At 70.4% G+C, this 18,488-nt stretch carries 13 protein-coding genes; 7 read left to right on the forward strand and 6 right to left on the reverse strand.

All coding sequences use genetic code 11. The annotated features are described in order from the left end of the window. Positions 1-25: 25 nt before the first annotated feature. From ACIQPR_RS35715 to ACIQPR_RS35740, 6 genes are all read right to left on the reverse strand, one after another. Entirely contained in the window at positions 26-1,264 is a 1,239-nt protein-coding gene (locus ACIQPR_RS35715; protein ID WP_403657056.1) for a M48 family metalloprotease, read from the reverse strand. 45 nt (positions 1,265-1,309) lie between these two features. Further along, a complete protein-coding gene (locus tag ACIQPR_RS35720) occupies positions 1,310-1,870 on the reverse strand; it encodes a Pycsar system effector family protein (protein WP_403657059.1) in 561 nt (186 codons plus the stop codon). Then, on the reverse strand, positions 1,867-4,170 hold the full coding sequence (locus ACIQPR_RS35725; RefSeq protein WP_403657062.1) for a hypothetical protein: 2,304 nt from the start codon (positions 4,168-4,170) through the stop codon (positions 1,867-1,869). The genes ACIQPR_RS35720 and ACIQPR_RS35725 overlap by 4 nt, the downstream gene beginning before the upstream one ends. Before the next feature lie 54 nt (positions 4,171-4,224). Then, positions 4,225-6,498 (reverse strand): hypothetical protein, encoded by a 2,274-nt coding sequence (locus ACIQPR_RS35730; protein WP_403657065.1) that lies wholly within the window; start codon positions 6,496-6,498, stop codon positions 4,225-4,227. After that, positions 6,495-7,469: a hypothetical protein gene (locus tag ACIQPR_RS35735; RefSeq protein ID WP_403657068.1), complete on the reverse strand. Its 975-nt coding sequence runs from the start codon at positions 7,467-7,469 to the stop codon at positions 6,495-6,497. Before ACIQPR_RS35735 ends, ACIQPR_RS35730 begins: the two co-directional genes overlap by 4 nt. 176 nt (positions 7,470-7,645) lie before the next feature. Continuing rightward, a complete protein-coding gene (locus ACIQPR_RS35740; protein WP_403657071.1) occupies positions 7,646-8,416 on the reverse strand; it encodes a Crp/Fnr family transcriptional regulator in 771 nt (256 codons plus the stop codon). A gap of 241 nt (positions 8,417-8,657) precedes the next feature. Here ACIQPR_RS35740 and ACIQPR_RS35745 point away from each other — a divergent pair, with 241 nt between their 5' ends. From ACIQPR_RS35745 to ACIQPR_RS35775, 7 genes are all read left to right on the forward strand, one after another. Continuing rightward, on the forward strand, positions 8,658-9,203 hold the full coding sequence (locus ACIQPR_RS35745; RefSeq protein WP_403657074.1) for a DUF1707 and DUF4190 domain-containing protein: 546 nt from the start codon (positions 8,658-8,660) through the stop codon (positions 9,201-9,203). Between the two features lie 1,211 nt (positions 9,204-10,414). Continuing rightward, positions 10,415-10,786: a 30S ribosomal protein S12 gene (rpsL, locus tag ACIQPR_RS35750; RefSeq protein ID WP_003948652.1), complete on the forward strand. Its 372-nt coding sequence runs from the start codon at positions 10,415-10,417 to the stop codon at positions 10,784-10,786. Positions 10,787-10,789: 3 nt separating this feature from the next. After that, the gene (gene rpsG, locus ACIQPR_RS35755; protein ID WP_005481264.1) at positions 10,790-11,260 is read left to right on the forward strand and encodes a 30S ribosomal protein S7; all 471 of its coding nucleotides are present in this window, start codon (positions 10,790-10,792) and stop codon (positions 11,258-11,260) included. Positions 11,261-11,299: 39 nt separating this feature from the next. Next, positions 11,300-13,429 carry an elongation factor G gene (gene fusA / locus ACIQPR_RS35760; protein WP_403657076.1) on the forward strand — a complete coding sequence of 710 codons (2,130 nt, stop codon included), beginning with the start codon at positions 11,300-11,302 and terminating at the stop codon, positions 13,427-13,429. A 142-nt stretch (positions 13,430-13,571) separates the two neighbouring features. Further along, positions 13,572-14,765, forward strand: coding sequence for an elongation factor Tu (gene tuf / locus ACIQPR_RS35765; protein WP_019072299.1), 1,194 nt, complete (start codon positions 13,572-13,574; stop codon positions 14,763-14,765). A 229-nt stretch (positions 14,766-14,994) separates the two neighbouring features. Further along, complete coding sequence (locus ACIQPR_RS35770) at positions 14,995-18,042, forward strand: glycosyl hydrolase 115 family protein (protein ID WP_403657079.1); 3,048 nt, start codon at positions 14,995-14,997, stop codon at positions 18,040-18,042. A 13-nt stretch (positions 18,043-18,055) separates the two neighbouring features. After that, complete coding sequence (locus ACIQPR_RS35775; protein WP_403657082.1) at positions 18,056-18,466, forward strand: hypothetical protein; 411 nt, start codon at positions 18,056-18,058, stop codon at positions 18,464-18,466. Positions 18,467-18,488: the final 22 nt, after the last annotated feature.

Here is an 18,488-nt window from a genome sequence, read left to right on the forward strand (position 1 = left end):
GCCGCCCTCGGTCGTACCCGCGTGCTCAGTACGGCCGCTGCGGCTGGAGGTACTGCTGTAGGTGGTGCAGCCGTGTGTGGTAGTCCGGGTGGGAGGAGAGCAGCTTGCTCAGCGCGCTCTCCTCGACGGCCACACCGCCGTTGCGCGCGGTCTGCGCGGCCTGCTCGTGCTGCTCGCCCTGGTGCAGCTTGTCGAGCACGGACACCAGCATCGGGGCGAAGCCGAGGGCGGCGGCATGTCCGTCGGCGCGCAGCTCGGCGCGCCGACCCACGGCGGCGAGCGCGTACGGCACACCCAGGATCAGCAGGGGCAGTCCGTAGAGCGTGCTGATGGTGGCGACCGCGATACCGCCGAAGATCATCACGACGAAGGCGACGCCGAAGCAGCCGAAGGCCCGCGAGACGTGGAAGGCGACCACGGACAGCGCCTTCAGCACCCGCCAGGCCATCCGGCCCGGCAGCGCGTACCAGTAGCCGAGCAGCCCGGACCAGGCGTGACCGCCGACGTGGTGGCCGAGTTCGTGCGCCATGACGGCGGCGAGCTCGCCGTTGGGCAGCTCGTTCAGGGCGAAGCGGGTGACCCCGACGATGTGGCCGGCCGCGGCGACCGCGTTGAGGCCGTCGCTGTCCTCGACCCACAGCTCGTAGTTACGGCCCTCGACGCCGGCGCGGGCGGTGACCTCGCGCCAGACCGGTTCGATTTTGGCTCGTTCTTGCGGAGTGGGGTGGCGCAGGTGGAGCAGACGGCGCGCGAGGGCGCTTTCCGTGGGGCGGTGGAAGACGAGTGCGCCGCTGGCCAGCCAGAGCAGGATGACCACGAAGGCGAGGTTCCCGAAGAAGAGCGAGAACAGCCCGACGACGCAGAGGCTGCACAGGAAGTTCGGCAGGTAGAGCAGCAGATTCCCGACCGCGGTGGCGTCGGTGTGCCGCTGCTGGCTGGCGATGTGGACGCGGCGGGCGTCGGTGTTGATGTGGTTCGGGTGGGAGGGGTCGTCGGAGGGGGCGGGCGGGGCGACCGGGGCCGGAGCGGGGACCGGTGCCGGTGCCGGTGCCGGTGCCGGGGTCGGCATCGGGGGAGTCATGGGGTACTGCGGAGGTATGGGAGCGGCGGCCTGTGGGGTCTGCGGGGTCTGCGGGTAGGAGTAGGGGGCCTGTGGATAGACGGGCGGCTGCTGGGGCTGCTGCTGGGGCTGGGGCTGGGGCTGGGGCTGGGGGTACTGCGGGTACTCGGGGTACTCCGGGTATCCCGGTGGCGGTTGGGTCATGGTGCTTGCTTCCTTCGAAGGCGGGGACGGATGCCGGTGCGGCGGTCAGCCGATCAGCAGTGAGGCGGGCAGCAGGACCGTGCCGGCGCAGAACGCGATCAGGCCGGTACGGATCCACTGGTGTTTGCGCGTGACGATCTGGCTCAGCTCGGCGAGGGCGGTGGTCAGCCCGGTCGTGGGGTCCCGCCCGGTGTCGCCGAGCGCGGTCTCCAACTGCCCCTGCCGGACGGCCTGTTGGATGTCGCCGAAGTAGGAGAGGGGCCGGCCGGGCGCCCACGGCTCGGAGCGGTAGCGGGGCAGCACGGCGAGCAGCAGCGCGAACAGGGAGACCGCGAGGGACGCGAGAGCGACCCACCACAGCAGGGTCCCTACGGCCGACAGCCGCCCCGGGGTCCACCCCCGCCCGGCCAACAGCCCACTGAACACACCCCCGGTCATCCCCAACGCCCCCACCAGCACGGACGCCTTGCCATCGGCCCGGGACACCTCGTTGCGCAACTCCGAGAGCAGCCGCTCGCAGAGCGGAACGAGGTCGGCGGGGTCGGGGCGGGGGAGCGGTGGGGGCGGTGCGGCAGCCGGGTCGGGAGCGGGACCGAGCGTGGTCATACGCCGTCACCCTCCGCCCCGTCGGCTCCCTCCTCCGCCCCCGCGTCCGACAGCTCCCGCGCGGGCAGGGTCGGCGTACGGCCGTACCCGGGCGGCGGCTCCCAGCCGGACACGTCGGGCGCGCCGAGCGAATCCCGGTCGCCCGGCTCCCTGGCCACGGCGCCGGGGGCTGGGGCCGGGGCGGTGCCCGGCACGTCGGGTTCGGCCGGTCGGGCCAGGGCAGTGCTCGGTATGTCGGATTCGGCCGGTCGGGCCAGGGCGGTGCGCTGTACGTCTGGCCCAGCCTGAGCGGGGGCCGCGGTGGGCGTGCCCGGGTGAGGGCTGCTCGGGTGGGACCCGCTGGGGTAGGGGCCGTTGGGGTGGGATCCGCTCGGGTACGGGCCGCTGGGATGGGACCCGCTGGGGTAGGGATCGCCGGGGTGGGGCCCGCTCGGGTACGGGCCTGATGGCGGTGCCTGTCCAGGCGCGTACGGGCTCGGTGCGGAGGACTGCCCGGGGGCGTACGCGCTTGGCGCCGGTGCCTGTCCGGGCCCGTACGGTCCCGATGCCGACGCCTGCCCAGGTGCGTGCGGTCCCGGTCCGGGGGCGTGCCCGGTTCCGTAGGGCCCTGTCTTCGCGGCCTGCACGGGCCCGTGCGCTTCCGTCGCCGGGGACTGTCCGGGCCCATACGGTCCCGCTGCCGGCGGCTGCCCCGGCGGCCCGTACGGTCCCGGCGCCGGCAGCTGCCCAGGGACGTACGCCCCAGGTGCCGAGGTCTGCCCACCTGCGTAAGGTCCCGGCGTCGCGCCCGGCCCACCGGGATAGCCCCCTGGCGCCGCGCCCTGCCCCGCCGTAGAGGTTCCGGGCGCCGGGCCTTGCCCACCCCCATACGCTCCAGGCGCCGCGCCCGGCCCGCCCGCGTAACCCCCGAGCACCGGAGCCTGCCCACCGCCGTAAGCCCCCGGCACGGCGCCCGGTCCGCCCGCGTACCCCCCAGGCGCCGGAGCCTGCCCACCGCCATAACCCCCTGTCGCCGTGCCCGGCCCCAGCCCCGCTGCCGGCCCCGGCCCGTACGCCCCTTGCCCGTCGCCGAAGCCGTACCCGTCTGTCGGCTGGGTTCCCGGAGTTGGGGGCATGGCTGTTCCCGGGATCGTGTTGCCCGGGGAAGGAGGTACCGGGTCGCCGGGGATCGTTGTGCCGGGGTATTCCGGGCCCGCGCCCGGAGGGAGTGGTGGGGGTGGGGGCTGGGGGACTCCGGGGAGGCGTTGGGTGAGGATGTCGTTGACCGTGCGCAGGGCCAGTTGTTTGGGGCCTTCCAGTTCCCAGTTCTCGGCCGTGTCTCCGTTGAGGAGTTGTTGGACCAGTTCCATCTGGGCCTGGATCATGCGGAGTTGGTCCTCCCGCATGCTGTTCATGACCATGTGGGAGTCCTCCGGGTGCTGGGCGAGGTGGAGTGCCCACTGGTGGACGCCGCCCTGCTGGAGGTGGAACTGGTAGAAGTTGATCTTCTCCTCCTCCAACCGCTGGAGTTCCAGCTGCTGTTGGCCCGCGAGCAACGCCTGCGCGTGCTGCCAGCGCTGCTGTTGGAGGAGCAGTTCCTGCTGATGGGTGCCGTACTGCATGGCCCGGTCCAGTTGGAGCGAGTCGCTCTGGCGGTGGCGGCGGTCGACCTCGACGTCGATCTCCATGCCCCGCTGGGCCGCCCGGATCTGCTCGTCGGCGGAGTGCTCGATGGCCTGCTTGCGCAGCTCGTGCTCGATGTTGGCCTCGTCGCGCTTGAGCCGCAGCGTCCAGGTGACCTGGAGTCCGGCGGGGGCGCCGAGCGGGCCGAGGAGGTTCATCCGCTCCAGCAGTTCGACCTCGGCCGACGCGCTGTCGGCGATGGTGAACCGCCGGGTCACCGGCCGGGCCGCCTGCTGGAGTTCGCCCAGCAGCAGTCCGGGCACGTCCCGGTGGCCGCTGGCCACGAACCGGACCGGGTCGAGGACCTGCCAGGACAGGTCGACGGCGGCCGTGAACTCGAACGCGTCGTTGTCGCTGGGCAGCGCGAGTTCGCAGGTGTGCGGATGCACGCCCATGTCCACCTCGTACACGGCGGTGTAGCGGTTCGTCGCGATGTCCCCGCGGGTCGGCCGCTGCGGCGGGAGGTAGGCGACGTAACCGCCCTTGCCGGTGGCGAAGACGAGGGCGTGGTCGATACGGACGTAGGACTTGAGGTTGAACTCGAAGCGCGACAGCTGACGGACGGTGAGGACGGGGTCGACGATCTCGGTGTGCCGGTCGGCCGGTTGCTGCCACTCGGGCTGGCGGAAGGTGGGCATGGGCGTGTCTCCTCGGACGTACCACCCGGCGTGCGCGGGTCGTTCCGATGTGGGTCAGCGGATGGGGAGCGTGGTGAGCAGGCGGGCCGCCACCCGGGGCGGTGGTTTCCCGTCCTCGCCGGACATGGTGCGCAGCAGGTGGCTGAGCCGCTGGTGGTCCTCGGGCGTGGCCACCAGCGCCGGGAGCAGCGCGGCGAGCGCCCACTCGGTGGCGGTGGCGCGGTCGGCGATCAGCACCCACGCCCGTAGCGCGTCCAGCGCGGGCCGGGTGGTGCGCAGATCGGCGAGCGCGGCCCGCCAGAGCTGCGGGATGCCGTACGCGGAGGCGCTGCCGGCGGACACCGCGCGGGCGTACCAGTCGAGGACCAGCGGGATCCCGTAGCGCTCGTCGCCCTCGGTGCGCCCGCAGGCGTTGACGAAGCCGGCGAGCGTGAGGTCGCGGACGGCACGGTCGTCGTCGAGGTGCTGCCGCAGTTCGGCGAGCACCCGTTCCTCGGCCGAGGAGAGCAGCAACAGCCCTACGGCGTCGGCGAGTTCGCGCCCGATCTCCAGGTCCAGGTCCTGGTCGTTCTCGTAGAGCCGGCGTACCGCCTTGCGCAGTGCGGCGAGTGCCTGCTCGGGGCGCTCGGAACCGATCAGGCCGTACGACCGCACGCCCACCCAGCGGCGCCGCTCGTCGTCGCCCTCGCACCAGTCGTCGAGGATGCGCGGGATGTTGGGGGTGTCGATGAGGTGGGCGAGGGTCAGCGAGTTGACGGCGACCAGCCGGTGCCGGAACAGCTTGGAGGTGGCCCACACCTCGATGACCAGGGCCATCGCGGAGGGCAGGTCGGTGCGGGCCAGGATCGCTACGGTGGACGCGGCACGGGTGCGCACCAGCGGACGGCCGTCGTCGGCCAGCCGGCGCAGCCAGTTGATGAGGGCCGGGCGGGCGGACGGATGGCCGGTCCACAGTTCGCGCAGCAGGACGAGCGAGGCCCGTTCGTCCAGGAACCGGGCCTTCTGCTGGGCGACCGGGCCCCATTCGGTGTGCTCGTCCTCCTCGTACCGTGTGGCGCGGGCGAGTTGGAGGCGCTTGCCGATGTGGGTGCCGAAGACGGGGACCTCGGCGACACGGGTGGGATTCTCGGTCTCCTGGAGGAACCGGTAGAGGAGGTCGCTGAGTTCGGCGGTGAGCGGGTACGGGCCGCCGTCGAAGGCGGCGAGCGCGACCAGGAACGCCTTGTCCCGCAGATGGATCGCGCGCTCGTCCTCCTCGAACCACTCCCGCACCTGGTTCTCCAGCGAGATCAGCGAGAACTGCGCGATGGCGTCCGCGGCCACCTCACCGGCCGCGTACCGGCCCAACTGCACGGCGAAAGCGGCGACTTCGCGCAGCTGGTGATCACGCGTGAGGAACTCGACGACATCCGGCAGGTCCAGCAGCTTGGCCGCGGTCTGCTCGTCGGCGCGGGTACGCACATGCGCGGCGAGCACCTGGGCCGCGCTCGGTGGCCGCCACTCGACCTTCGGCACGTCCTCCAGTACGGCGGTGGGGCCGACCGTGACGACGAGATAGGCGTCCTGCTCGACCAGCCGGTCCTTCGCGGCGAGCAGATGCGGTTCGCACAGCGGGCGGTCGCGGCGGGTGGCGAGGTCGCTGACGAGGTAGCCGCCGGCCTTGTCCTCGGCGTCGAAGCCGTCGGCGAGGGCGGCCGGGCTGGTGTCGCGTATCAGGGTGCGCACGGGGTCGGCGCCGAGCCGGTGCAGCAGCATCAGGGCGGCGGTGTGGCGGCCGGTGAAGCGGGCGCCGGACAGGACCAGGACGCGGTCGGCGCGCAGGCGTTCGAGGAGTCCGGCCATGTACTCCTCGTCGGCGACGAAGGTCTCGGCCAGCCGCTCCAGGACGATCCGCGGCACCTCGCCGGAGGCGGAGGCGGGCGCGGACAGGCCGGGTATCGCGTAGTGGATCTCCGTCTTGCTGCCCATGATGACGTCGCCGGTGACCCGGCCGCCGCTGACGCCGTGCTGGTCGTGGCCGACCAGACCACCGCCGAAGCGGGAGCGGTCGCCGACGTGCATGCTGCGCGGGCTGTGGTCGATCAGGTCCCGGCGGGCCGCCCAGGCGGTCTGCGGCTGGTCGCGTTCCTCGTCGTCGCCGCCGGTGCCGTGCTGCGCGGTGTCGTCGGGGGTGGACTCGCCCTGCTTCGGATCACCGGAACCCTTGGCGCCCTTGGCGTTCTTGGCGTTCTTCTGGTCCTTGGGACCCTTCTGGTCCTTGGCGTCGGCCGGGCCGCCGGCCGCGGCTCTCGGCTTCTCCGGGTTGTCCGGCTGCTCCTGGTCGCTCACGCCCCGTCACCCCGCTCGTTGCCGCCGAGGTGGACGTCACCGGTGACCTGGCCGCCGCTGACGCCGTGCTGGTCGTGGCCGACCAGGCTGCCGCCGAAGGACGGCGAACCGCCGCTGAAGTTGAAGACGACACCCGGCGCCGGGGCTCCCCGTGTTCCGTCCGGCGCCGGGCGGCTCTCCGGTGACCCGCCTTGCGGGGGCACCCGTTCTTGGGGGGTGTCTGAGGTGAGGCCTTCTGAGGTGGGGGCTTCTGAGGTTGTGGGGGCATCTGCGGCTGGGGTGTCCGAGGTCGGTGTGTCCGAAGTCGTGGGCGGCGCAGGGCGGTCCCCCGATCCGCCCTGCGTCGCCCCCTCCCCCTCCCCTTTCCCCGCGTCACCGTGGTTCTCGCCGGTCGCCCCGCCGGGGACCGGTCCGTGCAGCCAGGCCTCCAGGGGCCCGTTCTTGCTCGCGACCGTGACCCGGTGGAAGTCGACGGCCGGGATGCCCAGGTGGTCGTGGCGGACGACCCCCGCGTACAGGGCGTCCGAGACGCACAGCGCGAAGTCGGCGGTCCGTTCGCGCAGGGCGGCGCGCAGGACGTCCGCGTCCAGCAGCCGGCAGGCGTGGTTGAGGTCGGAGCCGACCCAGCCGTCGTGCTGGTCGACGGCGACGTACCCCGTGGCGAGGACCCCGCGCAGCCGGATCTGCGCGGAACGGGACGCCATCCGGTTGACCGCCTTCAACCGGACCGGCACCTCGATGAGCAGGGCCCGCAGCAGCGCCGTGACGGGAGCGCTCGCGTCGATCAGCTCCATCACCGAGTCACCGCGGTCGGCCCGCAGCCGCCGGGTCTCGTCGATGCCCGCGCTCTCCAGCGTGCGGTCGGTGATGTCGTAGAGCATGCGGCGCAGATAGGACTGTTCCACGTCGTCCCGGTCGCTGTACCTCTCGATGTCCAGCAACAGGATCGTCCGGCTCACGGGGTCGCTCATGGTCGCCTTTCACGGGGGCGTGCTTGTGCAGAGCAGCAGCGTGAGGCTGACGGGACCTCAGCGGTGAGGGAGGATGACGCACTCGGACTGTGAAGGGGTTCACAGTCCGGCGCGGATCGGGCACCGCGGATCTTCCGAGACCGGGTCCGCCGGGCGGTGCTTCGGCAGGATCTTCGTCAGGCTTCCGGCTCCCGTTCCTCCACCGGCCCCGGCTGCGAGGGAATCCCCGCCGTGGGCCCGGCCGAGGCGATGCGGCGGAGGATGTCCGGGCGCATGATCAGCATCGTGCGGCGGCCGGTGGACACGGCGCCTTTGTCGCGTAACTCCTTCAGCAGGCGCTGGACCATCTCGCGGGACGCGCCGACCGAACCCGCCAGTTCCTGCTTGCTGAGGGGGACGGCCAGTTCGATGCCTTCGCGGGTGCGGCGGCCGTGTGTGCGGGCCAGGTCCAGGAGCAGTACGGCGAACCGTTCCCGCACGCTCATCGACGCGAACTCCAGCCGGCGCCGGTCGGCCGCGCGGGTGCGGTCCGTGGTGAGGCCGAGGAGGGCGAAGCTGGTGGCGGGCGAACGGTTGAGGAAGTCCTTGAACTGGCCGCGATCCACCGCCACCGCGCGCACCGGCTCCAGCGCGGTCACGGTCGCCGACCTCGGGCGCCCGGTCAGCGCGGCCGACTCGCCGACGATGTCGCCGGGGCCGCGCAGCGCGAGCAGGGCCTCGTAGCCGTTGGCCGCCGAGGCGGTGACCTTGGTCCAGCCGTGCAGGAGGAACAGCACGTGCGCGGAGGGTTCGTGCTGGCGGACCAGGACCGTCCGGGGGGTGAAGTCCAGCGCGCGTCCCAGGGCCAGCAGCGCCGAGCGGTCCTCGCGCTCCAGCCGGGCCAGGAACGGCACCTGGTCGTCGAGACCTCCGTCGTCCGACGTGTACGCCCATATCCCCGTTGTCATTTACATCCCCCGAATTCCGACAGTGGGTGGATCAACGTACTGAAAGCACGGAGTCGCGGAGAGTGAAAGCGCGGAAACAGGCCACTGGCGGAAGCGCGTACGTCAACATGCCGGTTCACGCCAACGGGACCGGGACCGTCGGCCCGGGACCGGGCGGGGATCGGGTGGGGAACCGGTGCCGTTTTCGACGCGTTGGAGCATCATGGAGGCATTCGGTCTCCGGCGCCGGGGGAGGTGCTCAGTGTCGTACCCGACACCGTGGCAGGGGCAGGGACCGCAGCAGCCGTGGCAGCCGCACAGCGGAGCGTCCATGCTGGCCGCGACCGCCGACCGCGAGCGCGCGGTGGACGTGCTCCGGGCCGGCTTCGCCGAGGGCCGGCTGCGGGAGGACGAGCTGGAGAAGCGGATCGCGCGGGCCTACGACGCCCGTACGGTCGGCGAGTTGATGCTGCTGGTCGCCGATCTGCCCCAGGGGCCGCAGGCGACGGTCGTCCACATGCCGCCGCCGGGATTCCGTCCGGTGCCGCCGACCTTCCTGCCGGCTCCGCCGCCGACGAACGGCAAGGCGGTCGGTGCGCTGGTCTGCGGCCTGCTGATCGTGCCGACGCTGGGCCTGACCGGCATCCCCGCGGTGATCCTCGGCCACACCGCCCGCGCGGAAATACGGCGGACCGACGAGGGCGGCGACGGCCTGGCCCTGACCGGCCTGATCTTCGGCTGGCTCGCGGTCAGCGCCTGGACCCTGCTCCTGATGCTCCTGGTGGTGGCAGGCGCGAGCTCCACGTGACGCCTGCGGGCCGCGTGCGGGCCGCCTGCGGGCTGGCCGGATCGCCTGCGGATCGCCCGCGGGCTGCCCGCAGATCGTCCGCGCTGCCAGCGGGCCGTGGGGGCGCCGAGGAGGGCGAGCGGGACGCAGACCGGCCGCAGGCCGTCCGTAGACCGCCTGCGTCCAGGCCGTCTGCGCCCAGGTCGCCCGCTGGCCGCCCGCGGATCGCCGGCAGACGGGTCGTAGACCTGCACAGGCTGCCCGAGGATCGCCCGGAGACCGGCGGTAGACCGCCCGAACCGTCCGCAGGTCGCCCGCAGGCTGCCCTTGGGCCGTCCGTAAACCGGCCGTGGACCGCCCGAACTGTCCGTCGCCCGCAGGTCGCCCTTAGGCCGTCCGTAGACCGACTGTGGACCGCCTGAGGATCGTCCGCAGACCGGCGATAGACCGTCCGCCCATCGCCAGCAGACCGTCCGCCGGTCGCCCGTTGGCCGTCCTCAGGCCGTCCGTGGAGCGCCCGCAAACCGGTCGTAGACCTGCGCAGCCTGCCCGAGGATCGCTCGCAGACCGGCGGTAGACCGCCCGAACCGTCCATAGACCGGCCGCGGATCGCCCGCTGCCCGCCCGCCCGTCGGCCGCCGACCGTCCTCAGGCCTTTCGTAGATCGCTGGCAGACCGTCGGATCGCCCGCAGGCCGCCCGCAGGCTGGCCGTGGAGCGCCCCAGGCGGCCCTTAGGTCGTCCGCAGGCCGCCCATAGACCTGCGCAGGCGGCCCAGGATCGCCCGCAGGACTGGCCCGAGGATCGCCCGGAGACCGGCGGTAGACCGCCCGAACCGTCCGTAGGTCGCCCGCAGGCCACCCGCAAGCCGTCGGCAGACAACCCGCAAACCACCCGCAAGCCGTCGGCAGACAACCCGTAGACGTCCCGCAAGCCGTAGATTCGAAGATCGCGGGTGCGGTGTGGCTTCGGCATGTTGCGTGGTCGGCCGTGGGTGACATCCATTTGTTTTGACCGCAGCGAATGAGGTAGGTACGCTCAGACCTTGTGCCTGGGGTGTGCCCTGGCCCTCGTGCGTGCCTTGAACCGCACTAAGGGGGCCGACACTGGCCACCGCAATCTGCGCCCCTTTTGCTACCCGGCGAAAGTCTGCGGGATTCGACACACCCGACCGCGTGGGTCGGCGACGTTCCAGGTTAGCTTCACCATCGGCACACAGAAACCGGAGAAGTAGTGCCTACGATCCAGCAGCTGGTCCGCAAGGGCCGGCAGGACAAGGTCGAGAAGAACAAGACGCCCGCACTTGAGGGTTCCCCTCAGCGTCGTGGCGTCTGCACGCGTGTGTTCACGACCACCCCGAAGAAGCCGAACTCGGCCCTGCGTAAGGTCGCGCGTGTGCGTCTGACCAGCGGGATCGAGGTCACCGCTTACATTCCGGGTGAGGGACACAACCTGCAGGAGCACTCCATCGTGCTCGTGCGCGGCGGCCGTGTGAAGGACCTGCCCGGTGTTCGCTACAAGATCATCCGCGGTTCGCTTGACACCCAGGGTGTGAAGAACCGCAAGCAGGCCCGCAGCCGCTACGGCGCCAAGAAGGAGAAGTAGAAAATGCCTCGTAAGGGCCCCGCCCCGAAGCGCCCGGTCATCATCGACCCGGTCTACGGTTCTCCTCTTGTCACCTCCCTGATCAACAAGGTGCTGCTGAACGGCAAGCGCTCCACCGCCGAGCGCATCGTGTACGGCGCCATGGAGGGCCTGCGCGAGAAGACCAGCAACGACCCGGTCATCACGCTGAAGCGCGCGCTGGAGAACATCAAGCCCACGCTTGAGGTCAAGTCCCGCCGCGTCGGTGGCGCCACGTACCAGGTGCCGATCGAGGTCAAGCCCGGTCGCGCCAACACGCTCGCGCTGCGCTGGCTGGTCGGCTACTCCCGCGCCCGTCGCGAGAAGACCATGACCGAGCGTCTGCTCAACGAGCTTCTCGACGCTTCGAACGGCCTCGGTGCGGCCGTCAAGAAGCGCGAGGACACCCACAAGATGGCCGAGTCCAACAAGGCCTTCGCGCACTACCGCTGGTAGTCGCTACCCACGACGAGACCGAGAGAAGACGAAAGCCTCATGGCTACCACTTCACTTGACCTGGCCAAGGTCCGCAACATCGGGATCATGGCCCACATCGACGCGGGCAAGACGACCACCACCGAGCGGATCCTCTTCTACACCGGCGTCAGCTACAAGATCGGTGAAGTCCACGACGGCGCCGCCACCATGGACTGGATGGAGCAGGAGCAGGAGCGTGGCATCACGATCACCTCTGCTGCCACCACCTGTCACTGGCCGCTTGAGGACAACGACTACACGATCAACATCATCGACACCCCGGGCCACGTCGACTTCACGGTCGAGGTGGAGCGCTCGCTGCGCGTCCTCGACGGTGCCGTCACGGTGTTCGACGGTGTCGCCGGTGTCGAGCCGCAGTCCGAGACGGTGTGGCGTCAGGCCGACCGTTACGGCGTGCCGCGCATCTGCTTCGTGAACAAGCTGGACCGTACCGGCGCCGAGTTCCACCGCTGCGTGGACATGATCTCGGACCGCCTGGGCGCCCAGCCGCTCGTCATGCAGCTGCCGATCGGTGCCGAGATGGACTTCAAGGGCGTTGTGGACCTGGTCCGCATGAAGGCGCTCGTGTGGTCCGCCGAGGCGGCGAAGGGCGAGATGTACGACGTCGTCGACATCCCGGCCACGCACACCGAGGCCGCCGAGGAGTGGCACAACAAGCTCGTCGAGGCCGTCGCGGAGAACGACGAAGAGATCATGGAGCTGTACCTGGAGGGCCAGGAGCCCACCGAGGAGCAGCTGTACGCCGCGATCCGTCGTATCACCATCGCGTCCGGCAAGTCCAAGGACACCACGGTCACCCCGGTGTTCTGCGGTACCGCGTTCAAGAACAAGGGCGTCCAGCCCCTGCTCGACGCGGTCGTGCGCTACCTGCCGACCCCGCTCGACGTCGAGGCCATCGAGGGCCACGACGTCAAGGACCCCGAGGTCGTCGTCAAGCGCAAGCCGTCCGTGGACGAGCCGCTGTCCGCGCTCGCGTTCAAGATCATGAGCGACCCGCACCTGGGCAAGCTCACCTTCGTCCGGGTCTACTCGGGCCGCCTGGAGGCGGGTTCGGCAGTGCTGAACTCGGTCAAGGGCAAGAAGGAGCGCATCGGCAAGATCTACCGCATGCACGCGAACAAGCGTGAGGAGATCGAGTCGGTGGGCGCCGGCGACATCGTCGCCGTCATGGGCCTGAAGCAGACCACCACCGGTGAGACGCTGTCCGACGACAAGAACCCGGTGATCCTGGAGTCCATGGACTTCCCGGCGCCGGTCATCCAGGTCGCGATCGAGCCCAAGTCCAAGGGCGACCAGGAGAAGCTGGGTGTCGCCATCCAGCGTCTCGCGGAGGAGGACCCCTCCTTCCAGGTCCACTCGGACGAGGAGACCGGCCAGACGATCATCGGCGGTATGGGCGAGCTGCACCTTGAGGTGCTGGTCGACCGGATGCGCCGTGAGTTCAAGGTCGAGGCCAACGTCGGCAAGCCGCAGGTCGCCTACCGTGAGACGATCCGCAAGGCCGTCGAGCGCGTGGACTACACCCACAAGAAGCAGACCGGTGGTACCGGTCAGTTCGCCAAGGTGCAGATCGCGATCGAGCCGATCACCGAGACCGACGGTCCGGCGTACGAGTTCGTGAACAAGGTCACCGGTGGCCGTATCCCGCGGGAGTACATCCCGTCGGTGGACGCCGGTGCGCAGGAGGCCATGCAGTTCGGCATCCTCGCCGGGTACGAGATGACGGGCGTCCGCATCACGCTGCTCGACGGTGCCTACCACGAGGTCGACTCCTCCGAGCTCGCGTTCAAGATCGCCGGTTCGCAGGCGTTCAAGGAGGCCGCCCGCAAGGCGTCTCCCGTGCTCCTTGAGCCGATGATGGCCGTCGAGGTCACCACGCCCGAGGACTACATGGGCGAGGTCATCGGCGACATCAACTCCCGCCGTGGCCAGATCCAGGCCATGGAGGAGCGTGCCGGTGCCCGCGTCGTGAGGGGCCTCGTGCCGCTCTCGGAGATGTTCGGCTACGTCGGCGACCTCCGCAGCAAGACCTCGGGTCGCGCAAGCTACTCGATGCAGTTCGACTCCTACGCCGAGGTTCCCCGGAACGTCGCCGAGGAGATCATCGCGAAGGCCAAGGGCGAGTAACACACCCCGTTTACACGCTTTAGGCTTGACACCGACCGCCGGGGGGACCCGGGAGGGAAAACCCCGGCGGGCGGCATCCCAGCAAAGATCACCTGGCGCCGATGAGTAAGGCGTACCAGAACCACTCCGCAGGAGGACCCCAGTGGCGAAGGCAAAGTTCGAGCGGACTAAGCCGCACGTCAACATCGGCACCATCGGTCACATCGACCACGGTAAGACGACCCTCACGGCCGCCATTACCAAGGTGCTGCACGACGCGTACCCGGACCTGAACGAGGCCTCGGCCTTCGACCAGATCGACAAGGCTCCTGAGGAGCGCCAGCGCGGTATCACGATCTCGATCGCGCACGTCGAGTACCAGACCGAGACGCGTCACTACGCCCACGTCGACTGCCCCGGTCACGCGGACTACATCAAGAACATGATCACGGGTGCGGCGCAGATGGACGGCGCCATCCTCGTGGTCGCGGCCACCGACGGCCCGATGCCGCAGACCAAGGAGCACGTGCTCCTGGCCCGCCAGGTCGGCGTTCCGTACATCGTCGTCGCCCTGAACAAGGCCGACATGGTGGACGACGAGGAGATCCTGGAGCTCGTCGAGCTTGAGGTCCGTGAGCTCCTCTCCGAGTACGAGTTCCCGGGCGACGACCTGCCGGTCGTCAAGGTCTCGGCGCTCAAGGCTCTTGAGGGCGACAAGGAGTGGGGCCAGACGGTCCTGGACCTGATGGCCGCCGTCGACGAGTCGATCCCGACCCCCGAGCGTGACGTCGACAAGCCGTTCCTCATGCCCGTCGAGGACGTCTTCACGATCACCGGTCGCGGTACGGTCGTCACCGGCCGTATCGAGCGTGGTGTCCTGAAGGTCAACGAGACCGTTGACATCATCGGCATCAAGCAGGAGAAGACCACCACCACGGTCACCGGCATCGAGATGTTCCGCAAGCTGCTCGACGAGGGCCAGGCCGGTGAGAACGTCGGTCTCCTCCTCCGTGGCATCAAGCGCGAGGACGTCGAGCGCGGCCAGGTCATCATCAAGCCCGGCTCGGTCACCCCGCACACGGAGTTCGAGGCCCAGGCGTACATCCTGTCCAAGGACGAGGGTGGCCGTCACACGCCGTTCTTCAACAACTACCGTCCCCAGTTCTACTTCCGCACCACGGACGTGACCGGCGTCGTGACCCTCCCCGAGGGCACCGAGATGGTCATGCCGGGCGACAACACCGAGATGACGGTTTCGCTCATCCAGCCCGTCGCCATGGAAGAGGGCCTGAAGTTCGCCATCCGCGAGGGTGGTCGCACGGTGGGCGCCGGCCAGGTCACCAAGATCAACAAGTAGTTCCGATCTGACCCGGTTGTAGTTTCCGGGGAGGCCCGTACGACTTCGGTCGTACGGGCCTCTTCGTCGTCGCGGGGCGGCCGTGTCGTCGCGGGGCGGCCGTGTCGTCGCGGGGCGGCTGTTACGAAACTATTCGGCCCGCCCGACCCGTTGTCCCCTCCCGCCGCCCGTCCCACCATTTGTCATGCCGCTGACCAAATGGGGTCCGGAGAGTACGGAGGGGTGTGCCATGTCTGCGTCCGTCAGCCGAAGAGCGGTTCTGGGAGCGGGACTCGCCGCGGTACCGGTGCTGTCCTCGGGCCTCCCGCGATCCGTGAAGCAGGCCGCGTACATCTCCTTCTCGCCCACCACCGGGGCCTTCCCCCTCGTCGGCGCCCCGGTCGTGGTGGACCCCGACGACCACCCCGGAGTCGTACGGGTGGCGGAGGACCTGCGCTCCGACATCGAACGCGTCACCGGCGTACGCCCCTCAACCGCCCCCGCCCGCCTGGCGGTTCTGGTCGGCACGATCGGCCGCAGCGCGCTGATCGACGACCTGGTGGCCGCCGGAAAACTCGACGTCTCCGGAATCCGCGGCCGATGGGAGACCTCGCTCCAGACCGTGGTCGAGCGCCCGCTGCCGGGCGTCGACCGGGCGTTCGTCGTCGCGGGCAGCGACCCGCGCGGCACGATCTTCGGTGCCTACGACGTCTCGTACGGCATCGGTGTCTCGCCCTGGCACTGGTGGGACGACGTACCGCCGACCCACCGCGACCAGGTGTGGGTGCGGCCGGGCCGGTACTCGCAGGGCACGCCGGTGGTGAGGTACCGAGGCTTCTTCATCAACGACGAGAACCCGGCGCTGGGGACCTGGGCACCGGCGTACTTCGGCCCCGGCAAGGCCCCCGGCTACCCGGGCGGCTTCACCGCGGACTTCTACGGCCGGGTCTTCGAGGTGCTGCTGCGGCTGAAGGGGAACTACCTCTGGCCGGCGGTGTGGGGCCGGGCCTTCGCGGAGGACGACCCGGAGAACCACCGGCGCGCCGCCGCATACGGGGTTGTCATGGGTACGTCCCACGAGGCCCCGATGATGCGGGGCATCGAGGAGTGGAACCGCCACGCGGTGGCCGCAGTCCGCGACTCCTCCGGCGCGATCGTGACCCCCGGCCACGACCCGTACGGCGGCACGGGGGAGTGGTCGTACCGGCTCAACTCCCAGGCCGTCCGGGCCTATTGGCGGGCCGGCGTGCGCCGCATGGTCGACCAGGGCTTCGAGGGCGTCGTCACCCTCGGCATGCGCGGCAACGGCGACACGAGCCTCCCCGACGGCGACGGCATCGAGCTGATGCGGGAGATCATCGCGGCGCAACGCCAGATCATCGAGGAGGAGACGGGACGCCCGGCGGCCGAGACCCCCCAGGTGTGGACGCTCTACAAGGAGGTCCAGCGGTACTGGGACCGGGGGTTGAGGGCACCGGACGACGTCACGGTCGTACTGACGGACGACAACTGGGGGAACATCCGCAAGCACCCGGATCCGGCGGAGGACGGTCGGGCCGGCGGCTACGGCCTGTACTACCACTTCGACTACGTGGGCGCCGGACGGAACTACAAGTGGGTGGACACGGCGAACCTGCGGAACGTGTGGGAGCAGCTCCACACGGCCCACGCGTACGGGAACCACGGCCTGTGGGTGGCGAACGTGGGAGACCTCAAGGGCAACGAACTGCCGACCGAGTTCTTCCTCGACTACGCCTGGAATCCGGCGGATTGGGACCTCGCGCGGCTCGGCGACTGGGAACGCCGGTACGCACACCAGAACTTCGGAGCCGGTCCCGCGCAGGAGGCCGCCGCGATCCTCGCGGAATACGGCCGTTTGCAGGCGCGCCGCAAGCCGGAACTACTGAACCGGCGGATCACTCTCACCGACGGCCAGGTGGTCTACGACGACCGGCAGACGCCGTTCGCCTTCGGACACCGGGAGTTGGAACGGGTCACGGAGGAATGGAGGGAACTGGGGCGACGGGCCGAGCGGATCGAGCGGCGGCTGCCGAGCGGTGCCGGCGTGCGGGACGCGTGGTTCGAACTCGTCGGGTACGAGGTGCTGGCGACCGCCAACCTCTACGAACTGCGCTCGGCCGAGTTCACCAACCTGCTCTACGCGGCGCAGGGCCGGGCCGCGACCAACTCCCTTGCGGACGCGGCGGAGACGGCCCTCGCGCGGGACTTCGCCCTGGCCGAACGCTTCAACTCGGCTGTGGCGGGCGGGAAATGGGCCGGTTTCCAGACCCAGCCACACATCGACTACGGGGATGTGGACCGGTACGGGCCCAACGCCGGCTGGCAGCAGCCGGAGCGGGACAACGTGGCGCTGCCCGACGTGCTGTTTCCGGCGGTGCGGCGGATCGAGGTGGGGGAGGCGGCGGAGCTGGGGGTGGCGGTGGACGGTTCGGAGAGCGCGTGGCCCGGCGGGACGGACGCCGGACCGGCGGCACTCCCGCCGTTCAGTCCCCACCAGACCCGACCGCAGCAGTTCGTGGAGGTGTTCAACCGGGGCCGTACCGCCTTCGACTACCGGATTGAGGCCTCGGTGCCGTGGCTGACCGTGGACCGGCCGCGGGGGCGGGTGGGGCGGCAGGTGCGGGTCGAGGTGGGGGTGGACTGGGCGAAGGCGCCGGTCGGCCGCGCCGAGGGGGTACTGACGGTGACCGGCGCGGGGACGTCGGTGACGGTCGACTGCGTCGCCGAGAAGCCGCCGGCCCGTGGGCTGCGCGGCTTCGTGGAGGCGGGCGGCTATGTGGCGATCGACGCGGAGCACTACGACCGGACGGTCGGCGGATGGCGGCGCCTCGACGGCATCGGGCGCACCGGGGCGGGGATGACACCGTGGCCGGTGACACTGCCCCGGCAGACGCCGGGCGGGCCGGGTTCACCGCGCCTGGAGTACGAGGTGAGTCTGCTGGCGGCGGGCGAGGTGACGGTGTGGGCGCACCTGTCCCCTCGTAACCCTGCGTTGCCGACAGGCGGTCTGCGCTACGGCGTCTCCCTGGACGACGGGCCGATCGAGACCGTCGACATCAACGTCGGTGCTGATGACGGGCTGTTGAACGCGGTGTGGGCCCGCAACACCTCCGACAACGTCAACGCGACGGCGACGAAACACTCCGTGACGAAGGCCGGGGTCCACCGGTTGAGGTTCTGGATGGTGGACCCGACGGTGGTGTTGCAGCGGCTCGTGATCGACACGGGGGGTCTGCCGGCGCTGTATCTGGGGCCGTTGGAGAGTCGGCGGATGTAGCGAAGGGACCTCGGTGAGCGGGGCGAGTGTGTCGGGTGCGCTGAGTGTGCTGGATGTGTCGGGTGCGCCGAGGGAGTTGGGGGTTTCGGCTCCGGGGAGGTTGGCGTCCTCGCCGGGGGAGAAACGGGCGGCGGCGGGGGCGATCGAGGAGCGTATCGAGCCTGACACGCTCGTGGCGGGACGCTGGGCGGACGAGGAGAACGGCGCCGCCGTACGGGAGTTCGCGGCGAAGGACGGGGACGGGTGGTGCACCTCGGCCGCGCTCAAGAAGGCGCACGGGGCGTGGGCGGACCAGGTGAAGAACCTGATGGACCGGCTCGGCTCGGAGAAGGACGCGCTGCGGAGCGGGAACGCGGTGCTGACGAGCACGGATCTGGCGGTGGGTTCGACGCTCCGGCAGCAGTCCTCGCTGGACACGTACTGACGTCGGCCGGACACGTGTTGAG

It is taken from the genome of Streptomyces sp. NPDC091280, assembly GCF_044768565.1.
Taxonomy (GTDB): domain Bacteria; phylum Actinomycetota; class Actinomycetes; order Streptomycetales; family Streptomycetaceae; genus Streptomyces.

What these genes read in the sequence shown, in the direction of transcription:
- fusA (WP_403657076.1), top strand. Translation starts at nt 11,300, where the DNA reads ATGGCTACCACTTCACTTGACCTGGCCAAGGTCCGCAACATCGGGATC.
- ACIQPR_RS35735 (WP_403657068.1), bottom strand. Translation starts at nt 7,469, where the DNA reads ATGAGCGACCCCGTGAGCCGGACGATCCTGTTGCTGGACATCGAGAGG.
- ACIQPR_RS35740 (WP_403657071.1), bottom strand. Translation starts at nt 8,416, where the DNA reads ATGACAACGGGGATATGGGCGTACACGTCGGACGACGGAGGTCTCGAC.
- ACIQPR_RS35725 (WP_403657062.1), bottom strand. Translation starts at nt 4,170, where the DNA reads ATGCCCACCTTCCGCCAGCCCGAGTGGCAGCAACCGGCCGACCGGCAC.
- rpsG (WP_005481264.1), top strand. Translation starts at nt 10,790, where the DNA reads ATGCCTCGTAAGGGCCCCGCCCCGAAGCGCCCGGTCATCATCGACCCG.
- ACIQPR_RS35770 (WP_403657079.1), top strand. Translation starts at nt 14,995, where the DNA reads ATGTCTGCGTCCGTCAGCCGAAGAGCGGTTCTGGGAGCGGGACTCGCC.
- ACIQPR_RS35720 (WP_403657059.1), bottom strand. Translation starts at nt 1,870, where the DNA reads ATGACCACGCTCGGTCCCGCTCCCGACCCGGCTGCCGCACCGCCCCCA.
- ACIQPR_RS35715 (WP_403657056.1), bottom strand. Translation starts at nt 1,264, where the DNA reads ATGACCCAACCGCCACCGGGATACCCGGAGTACCCCGAGTACCCGCAG.